The organism is Sphaerospermopsis aphanizomenoides BCCUSP55, from assembly GCF_001586785.1.
GTDB classification, from domain to species: Bacteria; Cyanobacteriota; Cyanobacteriia; order Cyanobacteriales; family Nostocaceae; genus Sphaerospermopsis_A; species Sphaerospermopsis_A aphanizomenoides_A.
The window spans coordinates 1-17,735 of the sequence record NZ_LUFH02000068.1; the positions used below are offsets into that span (position 1 = coordinate 1).

A 17,735-nucleotide genomic window follows, 5' to 3' on the forward strand; every position below is an offset into this window, starting at 1 on the left:
GTCTGATAGGTTTATGGTTAGTTTGGCAAACTATAAAGATAAGCTATGAGATTGATATATTGAAAGTATCAGTGAACTGGTTTAGTGCTAGACCTATTATTTTGCCTTCTGTGCTTTTTTTAATTTCTCCATTTTCATTTTCATATATTTTTCATGTTCTTCTCAATCTACCAGCAGATTTACATAAATTATTTAAAAATCCAATAATTGCACAATCGTTAATAACTTTTGGAGCAGTCATAAGCTTATATATTGGAAATAGAGCTTTAGAAAGATTCAGGAAAACTCAGGAGCAAAAGAAAATAGCGAAGATACTTATTGCTGCTATGGAAGCTCACATTGAGGATTTTGAAAAACTTAATATTAATATAAAAGGATGGATATCTAAATTACAGAGAGAATCTCTTGAGAGGATGTTTAACAACATAAAAAAAGATGATATATATGAATCTGGTCTCAAATCAGTTGGACTTTTTGACATTAAATATATAGATATAATTTCCAAATATTCCAGAAAATTAAACCATATTACAGATGAAATATTGAATATTTATGAATTAGACCAAGATCAAAATACATATATAGTTACTTCAGGTAATCTAGGTCGTCTAAAAGAACAAATTAATATGCTGACTATATCTGCACTGTTAAATAGTATGATTCTAAGTAGAGAAATACTTCAGGATGAAGATAAATTTAAGGAGTATAAGATTCATGTAAAACGTGAATATACTTCACAAATACGAAAGTGGAAAAGCAAGCAAGAATTATGGAAAACAGAGCCTGGTATTTCAAATGAGACTCCAATTCCCCAAGAACTAGAAATATTATTGAAAGAGTATAGTCAATTTCCAGAAATTGAGCATTATTTTAAACTCAATTTAGAATATTTTAGTAATTCATCTGCACAGAATTTAAATGAATGAGAAATTATAGCAATCCTAAATGATACGTGAGAGTTCAAAAAGCCTCAAATGCTTATAAAACAAGGATTTTTATCTACGTATTTTCTCACGATTGGGGTAGGATTGCTATATTTTTTTGCGTTCGCTTGACAATCAATAAATTAGCTAGTTACTACTCATAGTATTTCATTTATGGATGCTGCAACTCAAGACAGATATTTAACAGTTATAAAGTTTTATTGAGAAATCGTAGATAGAATAACAAAGCATTATCATTAACTGAAATTTTGCCGATTTCGTCATAGACGATCACTTATGGACTCTGTTCAAGTAGAAACAGTTGCATCTTTAAATCTAGAAATTCCTCAAATTGATTCAATAACAACAGCCTTATCTTCTCAATCTCAATCTAGCTTTCGTTTTCCTAAAAATGCTATCCGCACCAGTTTACAAGCCTCTACTTTAGATGCTATTTTTGCCACAATTTTCTCTATTACTACTGGAGGAATTTTACTTAGTAACTTTTTGGTAGAATTGGATGCTAGTCCAGTAGTTTTTGGGTTGCTTGCTTCAATTCCCATGCTGGTAAATATGATTCAGCCATTGGGTGCTTTGATTTCAGAAAGCACTACTAGCCGTTTTCAGTATTCTGCACTTGTTTATGGAATTTCTCGTCTATTATGGCTGATTTTAGTAATAGCTATTATTGGTACAGGTTGGGGAGTTATAAATTCTCAACAGTTGGTGATATTAACTCTATTCATTGTCTTTTTTAGTCATCTTTATGGTGGACTAGGAAGCGCATCTTGGATGAGTTGGTTAGCTATAATTGTTCCTCGACAGTTGCGTGGTAGATATTTTGGTATCCGCAATAGTGCTGCAAGTTTAACTAATTTATTGTGTGTACCTTTAGCTGGTTTTGCTGTTTCCCATTGGTATGGGGGAACTCTCCAAGGTTATGGTGTAGTTTTGTTTGTAGGAATTTTATTTGGGATTATTAGTCTAGGATGTCAGTATTTTAAAATTGATATAAATCCCCAATTACAAAATACTTATACTAGTAATTTATCTGCCAATGACAAAATCATATCTTCAGAAATTACTGATACAATCTCTATTTCCCAAAACCAATCTAGTGAGAATTTAGGATTGCTAAATACTGATAATTTCCATAAAAACTCTAATTTTTGGATATTTATACTGTATTTCAGTTTATGGATGCTTTCTTTTAATCTTTGCGCCCCTTTTGTTAATCTCTATCTGCTAGAAACTTTAAATTTAGATGTGGGTTGGGTGACAGTTTATAGCAGTTTGCAAGCAGGGGCAAATTTACTGATGGTTGTGTTGTGGGGTAAGTTAGCAGATAAATTAGGAAATCGCCCGATTTTGATATTTGCAGGAATTATTGTTGCGCTTACACCTTTATTATGGTTTGGAATTGGCAACAATGATTTAGATATCTGGCTGTGGCTACCACTATTACATATTTTTATTGGTGGTACTGGGGCAGCAGTTGATTTATGTAATAACAATATGCAAATTGGTATTACCCCAGTCAGAAATCAATCTATTTATTTTGCGATCGCAGCTGCTATTGCCGGTGTAACTGGTGCATTAGGAACAACCATTGGCGGTTTTGTTGCCCAATCTCCACACTTTGGTGGTTTATTAGGCTTATTTGCCCTTTCTAGTATTGTCCGACTTGCAGCATTGATACCGTTGGTATTTGTTAGGGAAAAGGTGACAGGTGACAGTTAAGAGGGAATAGGGAACAGGGAGTATATTTTTCTGCCTCCTGCCTCCTGCCTCCTGCCTTCTGCCTTCTGCCTCCTGCCTCCTGCCTCCTGCCTCCTGCCTTCTGCCTCCTGCCTACTCTACCCCGGTAGAACTCAATGTCATAGTTTCCCACAAAACCATACTGGGTGTGGTTGGCATTGGTTGGTGTAAAGATATTAACTGTGCCAAGGTATTCTTTAACTGGGTACGGGAGACAATTTCATCTACGAACCCGTGCTTGAGTAAATCTTCAGCGGTTTGGAAATCTTCGGGTAGTTTTTCTCGCAGGGTTTGTTCAATGACTCGTCTTCCTGCAAAACCGATGGTGGCTTTGGGTTCGGCGATGATAATATCACCTAGCATGGCAAAACTAGCGGTAACACCTCCTGTGGTAGGATTTGTTAAAACGGGAATGTACAGTAAGCGGGCATCTTGATGGCGTTGTAGTGCGGCGGAGATTTTTGCCATCTGCATTAAGGACAACATTCCTTCTTGCATTCTCGCACCGCCGGAGGTACAAACAATCACTACAGGATAACGGCGTTGTGTGGCTTGTTCAATTAAGCGGGTGAGTTTTTCCCCAACCACAGAACCCATACTACCACCCATAAACCGGAAGTCCATGACTCCTAAAGCCATGGGTAAACCATTAATTTGACCCAAACCGGTTTTTACTGCATCTATTAAACCGATTTTGTCTTGGGTTTCCCGCAAGCGATCGCTGTAGGGTTTGCGATCGCGGAATCCTAAAGGATCAGTGGGGCGCAAATTTTCATCTAAGGGTTTCCAGGTATTTGCATCTATCAATTGACGGATACGTTCATCACTATCCACCCGATTATGATGACCGCATTCGACACACACCATTTGATTAGCTTTTAGGTCTTTGGCATAAGTTAAAACGCCACATTTAGGACATTTATTCCATAACCCATCTGCTATTTCCCGTTCTTGGCGTTCTAAATTGGTAGAACCTGATTTACGTCGATTTGCAAACCAATCAAATAGAGACTTTAAACCGCGTGATTCTTCGTTGTTTGCCATTTTTATCTTATTTAAGTAGGTATGAGGTCAAATACAGGTCAATCAATGGGCAATTTTAGATTTTAGATTTTAGATTTTGGATTGACCTTACCCATTTCTTGTATGGGTATTGAGCATTTTTGATTGAGGATGATGTTTTCAGTTTGGGAATACATCATCAAATTATGCTTGTCACCAATTCAGACCTGATTTTGTATTTTTGGTTGATAGCTTAATAAAAGTGCTTCTGCCAATACAACTCTTTTCTAACCGTGTCAGGGGACTTAATTATATCAACGTATCGGCCAAAGTGTGAAAATACAAAATCCCCGTGAAAATGAATTTTCCTCCCAATTCATGATGCTTATTACTCAGTTGTCAGTAGTCAGCATTTGTGGCATTAGTTGTCTTGACCAAATGCCAAAAGTGTTGTTTGAGGGTAATACAAGTCACAGGTTAATCTTACCAAAATATAAAGATCAGATGAAGTAATGGTAGTTACAGTCATGGCGGATGTAGGTTTCTTAGGATCAGAAAAAAAGACATTAAAATTTGATATTAAAGAAATGGGATATTCAACTTTCAGAAGGCAAGGAGCAAAATATAAGTTAAATTTGATTCTTATTTCAAGCTGCTGGCAGAAATAAACGCAGGTAGTGGAACAAAATAGCTTCTCCACTAAAAAGAGTGATTACTGCGCCCAAAGCTAAGAAAGGCCCAAAAGGCATCTTTTCCCCCATTTTATGACGTGATAGTAAAATTGCGCCTCCACCTACTAATACTCCCAAGGAGCAGGCCATAAAGCAAGCTATGAGTAAATGCTGCCAACCTAACCAAGCTCCCATCATGGCGGCTAATTTGGCATCACCTCCACCCATCACAGCTTTACCATAGGCTAGAGAACCAAGAATTGAGATGCTATCAAATAGCCATATACCCAGGACTGCACCACCTATACCGATTATTAGGTATTTTATTACACCTACAAAGCTAGGTTCTAACAAATAACCGCATCCCATTTGAAATACTAAGCCTAATAATAACCCCGACTTAGTAAGTGGATGGGGTAGGGTCATGGTATCCCAGTCGATCAGGGATAGGGCTAATAACCAACTGCAAAAAGCCCAATAACCTATGGTGACAATGGAAAATTGAAAAACCCAAAATATGATTAAAAATAATAGACCTGTTATCCCTTCTACTAGAGGATAACGGCGAGAAATTTTACTTTGACAATAACGGCATCGTCCTTTTAACCATAACCAGCCTAGCACAGGAACATTATCATAAGCTTTGAGTCTATTTAAGCATTGTGGGCAACGAGAAGGTGGCCAAAGCAAGGATAATCCCGCAGGTAGGCGATAAACCACTACATTGACAAAGCTACCAATAGAAGCACCAAAAGCAAAGACAATGATACTCGCAGAGACGATAATTAAAACGTCCATATTGTCAGTTATCAGTTAAAAAAGGCAAGAGGCAAGAGGCAAGAGGCAATAGGTAATAGGCATTTTTGAATTTTAAATTCATTTCTTCCCTGTTCCCTGTTCCCTGTTCCCTGTGACTAATACATATACGATTCAATTTGATTTAATGGTACAAAACATTCTTGGGGCAATAGCACTGGGTTTTGAGTAAAAATCACCTTCCCTCGATAGGTTAGGCGACTAATTGCTACACCTGAAGGTTGCCCGATAATTTCGGGATGTACCTCACAGTAGGTGTAGTAAATATGACCTGCCGCCTTGATGACATTAGGATCAACCAAAGGCGTGTGGTTTATTGGGGCAGAATAATTTGCCTGTCCTGGTTGTGCAGCGTACACTATTGATTTTGTGTGATTGATAGATTTGCTTTTAGTTTATCCGAAACTTTTAGCAAAAAATGTGAAAATATTCAACCTTAATCAGAAAATTATTTGGCTTCCAAGATTTGAATCAGCGCGTTGCCCATAGCCTGACAGCCTAAAAGATTCATGCCTTCAGACATAATATCTCCTGTGCGATCGCCTTGTTGTAACACCTTTAACACTCCATCTTCAATAAAATCTGCTGCCTCTGGTTGGTCAAAAGCGTAACGTAACATCATTGCCGCACTTAAAATCTGTGCTAAGGGGTTAGCTTTATCTTGACCAGCAATATCCGGGGCTGAACCGTGAACAGGTTCAAATACACCGGGACCAGAAGCACCCAAACTTGCAGAAGGTAACATCCCAATACTACCTGTCAGCATGGCAGCAGCATCAGAGAGAATATCCCCAAACAAGTTACCTGTAACGATGGTATCGAATTGTTTAGGTGAGCGGACTAACTGCATAGCGGCATTATCTACATATAAATGAGATAGTTCGATATCTGGATATTCTGCAGCCAGCTTAGTCATGCCTTCTCGCCACAATTGGGAAACTTCTAACACATTGGCTTTATCTACGGAACAAAGTTTACCACCACGCTTCCGTGCTGTTTCAAAGGCGACTCTACCAATGCGCTCAATTTCTGACTCAGAGTAAACCATTGTATTAACACCGCGTCTTTCTCCGGTTTCGGTGGCAAAAATGCCCTTGGGTTTACCGAAATAAATTCCCCCTGTCAGTTCTCGTACCACCATAATATCCACACCTTCCACAACTTCTCGTTTTAAGGTGGAAGCGTTAATTAATTGGGGCAAAATTTTGGCAGGACGCAAATTAGCGAATAATTCCAAACCCGCCCGCAGTCCTAATAAACCCGCTTCAGGACGTTGATGAGAGGGCAAAGAATCCCATTTGTAACCACCAATAGCAGCAAGTAAGACTGCATCGCTATTGCGACACATATCTAAAGTAGCTGCAGGTAAAGGTTCTCCAGTTTCATCAATAGCTGCACCACCGATGAGGGCGGTTTGAAAATCAAAAGCAATATCAAACCGCTGTCCGACGATTTTTAGCACGTCTACCGCTACGGCCATAATTTCAGGGCCAATGCCATCGCCAGGAAGTAAGGTAATGCGGTAGTTTTGAGTCATAGCTTCAGTTAGATGATGTAAAAGTTTAGGCAGACTTACCATCATACCTATTAAGTGTCAATAAATGGCAAAGTTTTTAGATCAGCATTCAGCAGTCAGCGGTCAGTAATCAGTTTAAGCTATTGCCAGAGGTTTGTGGAAATTAGTTGAATGTTTATTTGATTAAAAACTCAAAAATAAAACTAATTTATGAATTTCCCAGAAATTTCTCAAGTCGCCATCGCACTGTTAACTACTTTTGGACTCAAAGTAATTGGTGCAGTTCTCCTGTTGTTTATTGGTCTGCGATTGATAGAGTTTAGCATCAGGTTATTAAGACGTGCCTTCAGAAACCAACAGATTGAACCAACACTGATTACTTATCTGTTAAATATCATTTCTGTGACGTTAAGAATTGTTTTAATTGTAGCGATTCTTGGCTTTTTTGGCGTTGAAACAACTTCTTTCGCTGCGTTACTAGCTGCTGTGGGTATTGCTATTGGTGCAGCATGGGGAGGACTGCTGGCTAACTTTGCCGCAGGGGCATTTTTAATTATTTTCCGACCTTTCCAGGTTGGTGATTTTATTACCGCTGGTGGTGTCACAGGAACAGTTGTAGAAATTGGACTGTTTACGACTACCTTAAATACACCAGATAATGTGATGACAATTGTGGCAAATAACAAAATTTTTGCTGATAATATTCAGAATTATTCAGTTAATTCTTATCGTCGTGTTGATTTGTTGGCTCAACTCGCTCATGATGTGGATCATAATCAAGCGATCGCCCTGTTAAAATCCAAAATTAGGCAAATTTCCAACGTTCTCGACAACCCAGCACCAGATGTAGAAATTCTCTCTTTTAACTTAGCCGGTTCTGTTCTGGCTGTTCGTCCTTATTGCCACAATAACCACTATTGGCAAGTTTATTTTGACACCAATAAAGCTATCCTACAAGCCTTTGGAGAAGCTGGATATGCAGTTCCTGAACAGCGTTACACAGTCAATAGTTTATCTCAATATGACGGTCATAGTTTCATACCATCGCCATCTGAAAGAAGTTGATATTGAAGCAGAAAGTCAAGTTTGTATAACAAAAATTGACAAAATTTAATATTAGGTAAGGCAGATGCTTTGCCTATTTTTTTGAGGAAATACTGGAAAATTGGTCAAGGCGATCGCTACCCATATCTTTCCAATTCATGTTCATGCTCAAATTTAACTAAAACTTGTTTCCATTTCCGAAACTAAAGTTATAACTGCTGTAGACACAGGTTAGCTTAAGTATTAAATATAAGCCGCCACTCAGCAGCTATGGTAAAAGAATTAGCAATTAGTACCCGTGGACTGACTAAGCAATTTGAACGACACATTGCTGTCAACGATGTTGACTTAGACATCCAGATGGGTGAGGTGTATGGATTAATTGGACCGAATGGCGCAGGTAAAACAACTTTAATTAGAATGTTAGCTGCTGCGGAAGAGCCAACTACAGGGGAAATATATATTAATGGCGTTCGCGTAGCGGGTCCCTCGGACCATCGCTTACTGCGTGACAAAAGCAACCCCAATCTCCAACGGCACCTTGGTTATTTACCCGATGACTACCCACTTTATGATGATTTAACAGTCTGGGATTACCTGGATTATTTTGCCCGTTTATATCGCTTGCGAGAACCACGACGCACTCAACGTCTCCATGAAGTCTTAGAACTGATCCAATTGGGAAATAAACGTAACAGCATGATTTCTACCCTGTCACGGGGGATGAAGCAGCGTTTAAGTTTAGCCCGGACAATTATTCACGAACCAATATTACTGCTGTTAGATGAACCAGTTTCTGGACTTGATCCTATTGCACGGATGCAGTTTCGGGAAATCATCAAAGCACTGCAAGAAGCGGGAATGACAATTTTAATTTCTTCCCACGTTCTCAGCGACTTAGCAGAGTTATGCACTTCTGTGGGCATTATGGAACTGGGCTTTTTGGTAGAAAGCGCCTCCTTGAAAAAACTTTATCAACGTTTAGCCCGACAGCAAATTTTTATTTCCACTTTGGGAAACATAGATGTATTGGTAAGTGAGTTACAAAATTATCCTTGGGTGGAAGAGTGGGAGGTGATACATAGCAAAAATAGTGTGCGAGTGAATTTTTCTGGTACACAGGAAGATTGTGCTGAATTATTGCGATCGCTCATCAGCACAGGTATTCCCTTAACCGATTTTCACTGCACTCAAGAAGACCTAGAAACTATTTTCCTGAAATTAGGTCACAAACAAGCATCATAGACAATTCAAAATTCAAAATTCTCAATCTTTCTAGGTATTGACCATGCTAATTAATTTTATAGCCAGAGTGGGTGAATTCAACCCGCAACTTTTTCGAGAACTGAAAGGCCGATTTAAGCCTCTTAATGTCATACTAGCTGTTGCTTCATCTTTATTACTACAGTTAGTAGTTTTTCTATATCAACTCGCCGACTTACCCAATGACGAATACTCTATCAGCGGTTCTTACTGCCGTCTGTGGCCAGCATATCAACAACAACAAAACCAGCTTTACCAACAACAATCTCAACTTAATCAACAATTAGCTAATTATCAACAAATTAAACTTAAACTATCAGACACCAGCATAATTCCTGATTTACAGGCAAAACTTAAGGATGTCAACGACCAAATTGCGAACTTACAAACTAAGCTATCTAAGTTTTGTCCTCTGGATCAAATTGACTGGCAAATGTGGTGGCGAGACCACTGGGAATACTACTTTCTGACATTCAGTGTAATTTTTATCTTTACACTCTTAATCGCAGGTACTTATCTATTAATCAGCGATTTAGCCAAAGAAGAACATCGAGGCACACTCAATTTTATTCGTCTTAGTCCCCAGTCAGAAACCAGTATTTTGGCTGGAAAAATGTTAGGTGTACCCAGTTTAATTTATCTGTTTGTACTCACTGCCATTCCTTTACACTTTTGGGCTGGACGTTCTGCTAACATTGCCTCCAGTTACATTCTTAGTTACTATGCTGTTCTTGCTGCTTGCTGCGGGTTCTTTTACAGTGCAGCACTTCTTTTTGGTTTAGTCAGTCGCTGGTTCAGCAGTTTTCAACCCTGGTTAGGAAGTGGTGGTTTGTTGGTTTTGTTGTTCATGACGATGATCATGGCGAATGCTTCTTATGATCAAATTAACAACCCTCTGAATTGGTTTAGGTTTTTTGCTCCTTGGGATATTACCAATTACCTATTCCCTAATCTGTTTCATGTATACCAAGGTTCACCATTAAATAATCTCGCATTTTTCTACTTCCCAATTGGCAAAAACTTCCTCAGTTTAGTAGGATTTTATCTCATTAATTATGGAGTTTGTAGTTACGGTATTTGGCAAGCAATGGAACGCTGTTTTCGTAATCCAAATACCACAATTTTAAGTAAATCTCAAAGCTATTTTTTCATAGCTTTTACTCAGGTCATGTTCATAGGATTGGCAATGAACTTTGCCCCCAGACATCAATTTTTAGATGTCGTATATTTAACGGCAATGGTCAATTTTGCCTTAATTATCAGTTTAACTATTCTCCTGTCACCACCCCGTCCCACAATCCAAGATTGGGCTAGATATAGACACCAAAATCAACCTCATGAATCAATCTGGCAAGATTTAATTTTTGGTGAAAAAAGCCCTGCAATTCTGGCAATTTTCATTAATTTAGTAATTGCCTACATACCCTTATTAGTTACAGTCTTAGCCTATCCCGGAGATTATCATCAAGATATTGAATTCGGCAAAATCATATTGACTCTAGGTTTATCCATGAGTTTAATGTTGATTTACGCTACCATTGCTCAACTTATGTTGCTGATGAAAAATTCTAAACGTTATGTTTGGGCAATTGGTACTGTAGGTGCTGCAATATTTTTACCACCCATTCTCCTGTCAATTTTGGCTAATGACCCAGCTGCAAATTCTGCCATCTGGCTGTTTTCTACCTTTCCTTGGGCAGCAATAGAAAAATCAACAACAGTCACAATTTTTATGGCGTTACTATCAGATTTCACTGTTCTAGCCTTGTTAAATTTCCAATTGAGAAAACAAGTTAGAGTTTTGGGTGAATCTGCAACCAAGGCATTATTAGCTGGAAGATAAACCAAGATTATTCAGACATTATTCATGGTGGGTAAGTAGCATAACGTTAAAAAACGTAATACCCCAATCCCCGATTTCTTGAAGAAGTTGGGGATTTTTATGGTCATTTTTGTATAAAATGAGAATGACAAATTACCGCAATAAATATTTACCTCATCTTTTTATGAAAAAATCGCTGCAACTACCTCAAAAATTGATGCTGTTAGGTTCAGGAGAACTAGGCAAAGAATTTGTAATTGCTGCTCAACGCTTAGGCAATTATGTAATTGCAGTTGACCGCTATGCTAACGCTCCCGCTATGCAGGTCGCTGATTGTTCTGAAGTAATTTCTATGCTAAGTGCAGATGATTTAGAAGCTGTAGTCACTAAACATCAGCCTGATTTTATTATTCCCGAAATTGAAGCGATTAGAACCGAGAAATTACAGGAATTTGAACAACGGGGAATTACAGTTATTCCTACAGCAGCAGCCACTAATTACACAATGAATCGGGATAGAATCCGCGAATTAGCGCATCAACAATTAGGGATAAGAACTGCTAAATACGGTTATGCTTTAACTTTAGAAGAATTGATTACAGTTTCTGACCAAATCGGATTTCCAAATGTTGTTAAACCTGTAATGTCATCATCAGGAAAAGGCCAATCTGTAGTTGAAGATAGAACAGAAGTTGAAAAAGCTTGGAATTATGCTATTTCTAATTCCAGAGGTGATAGTCAAAAAGTAATTGTCGAAGAATTTATTAACTTTGAAATCGAAATTACTTTACTCACCATTAAACAATGGAATGCTCCAACTATATTCTGTCCTCCCATTGGACACAGACAAGAAAGAGGAGATTATCAAGAGTCTTGGCAACCAGCAGGTATTTCTGAAGATAAGATATTAGCATCTCAAGAAATAGCTAAAAAAGTTACTGATGCTTTAGGTGGTGCAGGAATTTTTGGCGTGGAATTTTTCATTACTAAAGATGAAGTGATTTTTTCTGAACTCTCTCCTAGACCTCATGATACAGGCATGGTGACATTAATTTCTCAAAATTTGAATGAATTTGAATTACATCTACGGGCAATTTTAGGTTTACCAATTCCCCACATTGAACAGTTAGGTTTTTCTGCCAGTGCAGTAATTTTAGCCTCGGAAAAATCTGATTCTATTGCTTTTTCTGGTGTGGCTGAGGCATTAGCAGAAAAAGATGTAGATATTAGATTATTTGGTAAACCTACTGCTCATCCCTATCGACGGATGGGGGTAGCTTTGGCAAAAGGTGCTGATATTGAAGATGCGAGAGAGAAGGCTACAAGGGCTGCAAGTAAGGTGAAATTGGTTTAAATATATATAAATGTAGTGATTGCTCAAGCACTCACTACGAACCTTGAATCATTGAGTATGACTATAGACTTTTTTGCTATTGGAGGATAAAATACACTAAGTCTGTAGGAATAGTGTATTTATGAATGATTTAACCAAAATTAGTCAAGACTGCAACACCACCTCAGCACAAATAGAGCAAACTGTTTCAGCTAAAGCAAGCATTAATATTTGGAAGAAGTTAAGAGGTGGATTTTTTCTGGTGTTGGGATACTTACTTTCCCCTTTATGCTGGTGGAATGATTTATTATTCAATTTACCAATTGCCTACTTTTTTGGGTATTTATGCAGTTTTATGTCACCTAAATTACTGTTACCCTGTACAATTATTGGTTACTGGCTCTCGAATATTATTGGTATCCTATTGATGCAATTTGGTTCAGTAGATATTTTGCAAAAAGCACCCAAAGAACGTAACTTTAAAAAAGAGTTATTCAATACTTTAGTTTCTTCAACTGTGTATACCTTAGTGATTATGTTTCTGATTCAGTTTAAAATTATTGATAGTCCTATAGCACTTATTAATCATTCTTGAGCAAGAATATTCATAACTTTTCAAACAAGGTGCGGATATTTAGGCTTTGCTGAAACAGGATGAGGATAGGGAATAGGGTTTTTATCATTCTTTCCTAGCTATTACTAACTATTAATTGATAATTGACAATTGTTTCATACAAGATTTACAACCTACCTTTTGACGGGGAAAAAAGAAAAAATTTCCGATTTTTCAATCTTCGGCCTTCAAGGGAGAGATAATTGTCAATTGTTCATTGTTAATTATCCATTGTTGAATAATTTTCACTAGCTGTAATTAACTGCTGAATATCCCAAAGCTTGAGATTATCTTTACCCATGATTAATGGTAACTTACCATTCCACTTTTCTAGAGCTTGCCTTTGGAGTAATTCTGGAGTTAAAATATTTTTTAATAAATTGAGAGATTCTGCTTCACCTTTTGCTAAATTAACTTGAGCATCAGCTTCTTTGACTGCTTTTAAAGCTAAAAATTCAGCCCGTTTTGCCTCCTGGGCGGCAATTTGTTTTGCTTCTACTGCTTCTCTGAAGTGATCAGAAAAGCGAATATGAACTAGAGAAATATCATCAACTGCAAGATTATAGTTTTCTAGCCTTTTGGTTAAAAATTCATCTAATCTAGTTTTTACATCTCCACGTTTAGTAATTATTTCTTCGGCAGTATATTGAGCAATTACTGCTTTTAACACTTCTTCTACTGCTGGATTGATAATTATTTCAATGACATCTTTCTCTTCACCAATTTGTTGAAAAATATTGTTGGCTTTCTCCGGTAAAATATGCCAATTAAGTGCAACGTCCGTGAAAACATTTTGTAAGTCTTTAGACGCAGCTTCAGCAGATATTGCCTGTTTTTTAATTTTAATTCTTAATTTTTTAACTGTATTAATAACCGGGATAATCAGGTGTATTCCTTCTCCTAATACTTGATTTTGAACTTGACCAAATTTCATTAATACACCACGTTCACCAGCATTAACTATGACAATAGGCGTGAGTAATATGGTAAGTAAACATAGTAATGCGGTCAGTTTACCAGCATTGTTAAGAGCGTTAGATTTTTGCATCCCTATCTCGAATTTTTTATAAGCTTGACACCATATAGCAGCTTTCAGCAGTAAAACCCTTTTCATGCAAGGCTTTGTGATCAAAATTTGTACCTGATTGATCTGCAATATGCTGTAATTCTCTTTACGTCAAAAATCTCATAATACCATAATTTTTACATAAATACACTAAATCTACCTACTTGCCGTAGTTAATATAGAAATTTTAGACTAACAAGCAGTTTTCGTCCCGGTAATTCAAAAAAATTGACAAAAAAATGTATTCACGAATACGGCTATTTTAAAATTTTTGTGAAATACTGCTATGCAATAAACACAAACTACTAAAACTCGACCGAGTTAGTGTAAATTCAAAAATCTTTCCTGAATTACTCCACAGCAGTTACAACTAGGATATATACGGACAATGGTGCAACTATTCTCTAAAGAAGAATCTCAAGATTGGATTAAAGTTACCTCTTCTCTATCTCCAAAATTTGCGTCTAGTGCAGTAGAAAGAGATATCAAAAGTGAACTTCCAGATGTAGAAATTCAACGGCTCAAAGACACAGGTTTATTATCTTTAGTCGTTCCCCTAGAATATGGTGGTGTGGGTGCTAGTTGGGTGGAAGCTTTAAAAATTGTCCAGGAAATATCGCAAGCAGATGGTTCAATTGGCCAATTGTATGGGAATCATCTCAATTTAACAGCCTTGGCTCATATTTCAGGAACGTCACAACAAAAAGAAAGATATTATCGAGAAACTGCTGAAAAGAATTTATTTTGGGCAAATGCCATTAACACACGCGACACAAGACTGAAAATTACTCCAGACGGGGAGCATTACCTGGTGAATGGTGTAACAAGAGTTGATAGAGGTGTGGCGATCGCAGATTTTCGAGTTTTTGCTGCACTGCAAGATGGGGTAGAAATACCATTAGTATTTGTAATTCCTCAAGATAGAGATGGCGTATTTGTTAACAAAAACTGGGAAATCTTTAGCCAGGAACGTGCAGATAACGATACATTTATCTTCCACAATGTTGTGATCAAAAAAGATGAAATTTTAGGATATGCTTATCCTCCCAATAGGGCTGTGATGACATTTTTGGAAATCATTGCTCAATTAACTACAGCTTACGTCTATTTAGGAATTGCCGAAGGGGCGTTAGCTGCTGCCAACGAGTATAACCAAAGTTTTACCAGACCACAGAATACATTTGGCATAGATAAAAATGATTCATATCTTATACATTCCTACGGTCAATTGTGGACAGAACTGCAAGCGGCTATTGCATTAGCTGATCAAACTGCTATCCAATTGCAGAAGGCTTGGGAAAAAGATATAGACCTAAATATAGAAGCAAGAGGAAAGATAGCGATCGCCGTCTTTGCGACTAAAGCTTTTGTTACTCAGGTTTCTTTAAATATCACCAACAATATTTTTGAAGTTCTGGGTAATAACTCCGCAGCAAATAAATACAATTTTGATAAATACTGGAGAGACTTACGCCATTTTATCCTCCACGACCCTGTAGATTATAAACCGCGTGACATTGGCAATTGGTTACTCAACCAAGAGTATCCCATTATTACCAAGTATTCATGAATCACAACAATTATCAGTGGTCACTCGATTTTGGATTGAGGATTTTGGATTTTGGATTGACGTTAGCGAAGCGTACGCAGCGCAGCGAGTATTTTTCCGTCCTTCAGGACGGGGGCTTATACAAATTTTTTTTAATCTAAAATCTAAAATCTAAAATCTAAAATTCCCGGTCAACATTTTTTTTTCATGTGTTTAACTGCAATAGGATGTATGAATCAATCTTCTAATTTTCTTGCAGAAATATCTGATTTTCTTTATCCTCATAATCCCTATTATGGACAGTTTGAAGCAGAATCTCTAACATTTAATGCTCATCTCCAAGATTTTTCTCAAAGAGTTAACTACATTTGCAGTCTACAAACTGGTGGTAAACTTTCCTCTGAGGAAGCTTATCACCAAATTCAAATTCTCTGGAAACAGTTAAAAATAACTAAAAAACAATTGTCAATTCGTTAGGGCGTTTATCTACTGGCAATTATTCTTAAAATCCTATTTTTAAGCAGCTTAATTTTTATCGAAACAATCGAATCTAAAACCGGACTTCGTCCAAAGTTTTTGGAGCGGGGTATAAATTTCCGTTACAAAAACGGCCTCCTGCCTTTTGCTCCCTTGACTTCGTTAAGCCCCAAATCTACAGCAATACGATGAGCGCAAGCAAACCCAGAAAACGCCACCGCATTTAAACCCTGACCAGGAAAGGTACTATCTCCCACACAATAGAGGTTAGAAATAGCGGTGCGATTAAAACGCATTCCCAACAACCCCCACAACTTACGCCGGGGTATTGGCCCATAGGTGCCATCTGTACGACCTAAAAAGCGACGATGGGTAAGGGGTGTCCCGACTTCCAGATAATCCAAGCCAGCATCTAAACCAGGAAAAATCTTTTCTAGTTGTTGAATAATTCTCCCTGCGGCTGCTTCCTTTTTTTGTTCGTACTCAGTAGGTTTAAGTCTCTGCCAATCAGCAATTTCAGCAGGGGTGAAAGCATGAATAATGTGGTATCCTGTAGGGGCTAAATCTGGGTCAAGTAAGGTAGGAATAGAAACAAAAATTGTTCCTGCCATCAACTCCATGTTTTGCCAATCTGCCAACAAAATATGATGGCATTCTGTTCCTGGAGGTAAAACTGAGGCTTTCACTCCGAGATGTAAACTCAAGAAGCTAGGTGATTTTTTATAGGTTTGTTGCCACTTTTTCTCATTAGTTGGTATTTTATCTGCGGGTAACAATTTTTCAAAAGTATCCCACTTTGTAGCGTTAGACACAATTCGTTTACCGTAATAAACTTTACCATTAGCTAACTGTACACCAGTAGCTTTTCCTTGTTCTGTGAGGACTTTTGTCACTCTAGCTTGGTATTGAATTTGACCGCCAGATTTTTCTAACCCTTCTGCTAATTTTTGGGCAATTTGTCCTACTCCACCTTTGGGGTAGTTTACTCCGCCATAATGTCTATCAGAAAAAACCATGCCGGCATTAATCATGGGTGTCATAGCTGCTGGTACTACAGACCAGCAATAACACTCTATATCAATAAACTTTAATAACAGCGGATCTTTGATATAACGCCGCGCCACATCTCCGGCATTTTGAGGTAAATACTTAGCTAAACCCAGACAGGCTAAGGGATGCTGAAAAAAGACCCGCCACAAATACTTTGGTTCTTCTAAGGATAATAATTCTATGCTATTCAGGCAGTTGAAAACTTTTTGACATTCGTCATAAAAACTACGAATCCCTTTTGCTTCATGGGGAAAATATGCAATTAGATTTTGCAAAAATTGCTCATAGTTTCGGTCAACCTTGACATCTAAACCGTTAGGTAGATGATAGTGAATTTGGACGGGATCAGGAATTGTTTCTAGGTTGACATTAACGGCTTCTAGGGCGCGGGTGAGTAAGTTAGTTGTCCCTTTTTTCCCAAAGCCAAAAATCATGGATGCACCAACATCAAATGTATATCCTTGGCGTTGAAAATAACCTGCACTGCCACCAGGAATGAGGTAACGCTCTAAAACTAAGACTTTAGCTCCTTTTGCTGCTAACTGGGTGGCTGTGACTAAACCACCAATACCAGAACCGATGACGATAACATCAAACATAATTCGTAATTCGTAATTCGTAATTCGTAATTCGTAATTCGTAATTTAATCACGAAAAGTTGAGCAGTTCAGCAGAAACCTTGTCATAACCACAATTTTTAACACCTACCTACTGACTTTTGACTTTTGACTTGTGAAACCCCTACACCCTCAAATTCACAAAAAAGAGGGACGAGCCTGCTACCGCTGGCTAATCCCGTCTGCCGATCCTTTAAAGAGAGGAGAACACTGTA

The 17,735-nt window shown here is 37.8% G+C and carries 14 protein-coding genes and 1 pseudogene; 9 read left to right on the plus strand and 6 right to left on the minus strand.

Features of this window, described 5'->3' with window-relative positions; all coding sequences use genetic code 11:
• Together A0J48_RS17210 and A0J48_RS17215 are read left to right on the plus strand one after the other, a co-directional pair.
• Positions 1-926, plus strand: a pseudogene (locus A0J48_RS17210) (hypothetical protein); the annotation flags it as partial.
• A 294-nt stretch (positions 927-1,220) separates the two neighbouring features.
• Positions 1,221-2,663 (plus strand): MFS transporter, encoded by a 1,443-nt coding sequence (locus A0J48_RS17215; RefSeq protein ID WP_200325147.1) that lies wholly within the window; start codon positions 1,221-1,223, stop codon positions 2,661-2,663.
• 111 nt (positions 2,664-2,774) lie between these two features.
• Here A0J48_RS17215 and accD read toward each other — a convergent pair whose 3' ends face one another.
• From accD to leuB, 4 genes are all read right to left on the minus strand, one after another.
• Complete coding sequence (accD, locus tag A0J48_RS17220; RefSeq protein ID WP_200325149.1) at positions 2,775-3,725, minus strand: acetyl-CoA carboxylase, carboxyltransferase subunit beta; 951 nt, start codon at positions 3,723-3,725, stop codon at positions 2,775-2,777.
• A gap of 605 nt (positions 3,726-4,330) precedes the next feature.
• Entirely contained in the window at positions 4,331-5,152 is an 822-nt protein-coding gene (locus A0J48_RS17225) for a prepilin peptidase (RefSeq protein ID WP_200325151.1), read from the minus strand.
• Between the two features lie 116 nt (positions 5,153-5,268).
• Positions 5,269-5,529, minus strand: a complete 261-nt coding sequence (locus A0J48_RS17230) for a hypothetical protein (protein WP_200325153.1) — start codon at positions 5,527-5,529, stop codon at positions 5,269-5,271.
• Positions 5,530-5,618: 89 nt separating this feature from the next.
• Positions 5,619-6,707: a 3-isopropylmalate dehydrogenase gene (gene leuB, locus A0J48_RS17235; protein ID WP_200325155.1), complete on the minus strand. Its 1,089-nt coding sequence runs from the start codon at positions 6,705-6,707 to the stop codon at positions 5,619-5,621.
• Positions 6,708-6,896: 189 nt separating this feature from the next.
• On the opposite strand from leuB, the gene A0J48_RS17240 reads away from it, so the two are divergent.
• The 5 genes from A0J48_RS17240 (at position 6,897) to A0J48_RS17260 (ending at position 12,743) form a co-directional block, all read left to right on the plus strand.
• Positions 6,897-7,751, plus strand: coding sequence for a mechanosensitive ion channel family protein (locus tag A0J48_RS17240; RefSeq protein WP_200325157.1), 855 nt, complete (start codon positions 6,897-6,899; stop codon positions 7,749-7,751).
• A 249-nt stretch (positions 7,752-8,000) separates the two neighbouring features.
• Positions 8,001-8,975 (plus strand): ABC transporter ATP-binding protein, encoded by a 975-nt coding sequence (locus A0J48_RS17245; RefSeq protein ID WP_200325159.1) that lies wholly within the window; start codon positions 8,001-8,003, stop codon positions 8,973-8,975.
• Between the two features lie 43 nt (positions 8,976-9,018).
• The gene (locus A0J48_RS17250; protein ID WP_200325161.1) at positions 9,019-10,836 is read left to right on the plus strand and encodes an ABC transporter permease subunit; all 1,818 of its coding nucleotides are present in this window, start codon (positions 9,019-9,021) and stop codon (positions 10,834-10,836) included.
• A gap of 163 nt (positions 10,837-10,999) precedes the next feature.
• Positions 11,000-12,169: a formate-dependent phosphoribosylglycinamide formyltransferase gene (gene purT / locus A0J48_RS17255; protein ID WP_200325200.1), complete on the plus strand. Its 1,170-nt coding sequence runs from the start codon at positions 11,000-11,002 to the stop codon at positions 12,167-12,169.
• A 121-nt stretch (positions 12,170-12,290) separates the two neighbouring features.
• A complete protein-coding gene (locus tag A0J48_RS17260; RefSeq protein WP_200325163.1) occupies positions 12,291-12,743 on the plus strand; it encodes a hypothetical protein in 453 nt (150 codons plus the stop codon).
• A gap of 238 nt (positions 12,744-12,981) precedes the next feature.
• Here A0J48_RS17260 and A0J48_RS17265 read toward each other — a convergent pair whose 3' ends face one another.
• A complete protein-coding gene (locus A0J48_RS17265; RefSeq protein ID WP_200325202.1) occupies positions 12,982-13,809 on the minus strand; it encodes a prohibitin family protein in 828 nt (275 codons plus the stop codon).
• Between the two features lie 406 nt (positions 13,810-14,215).
• On the opposite strand from A0J48_RS17265, the gene A0J48_RS17270 reads away from it, so the two are divergent.
• The gene (locus A0J48_RS17270; RefSeq protein WP_200325165.1) at positions 14,216-15,397 is read left to right on the plus strand and encodes an acyl-CoA dehydrogenase family protein; all 1,182 of its coding nucleotides are present in this window, start codon (positions 14,216-14,218) and stop codon (positions 15,395-15,397) included.
• A 210-nt stretch (positions 15,398-15,607) separates the two neighbouring features.
• Complete coding sequence (locus A0J48_RS17275; protein ID WP_200325167.1) at positions 15,608-15,853, plus strand: DUF7219 family protein; 246 nt, start codon at positions 15,608-15,610, stop codon at positions 15,851-15,853.
• Positions 15,854-15,975: 122 nt separating this feature from the next.
• Here A0J48_RS17275 and crtH read toward each other — a convergent pair whose 3' ends face one another.
• The gene (gene crtH / locus A0J48_RS17280; RefSeq protein ID WP_200325169.1) at positions 15,976-17,502 is read right to left on the minus strand and encodes a carotenoid isomerase; all 1,527 of its coding nucleotides are present in this window, start codon (positions 17,500-17,502) and stop codon (positions 15,976-15,978) included.
• Positions 17,503-17,735 lie beyond the last annotated feature (233 nt).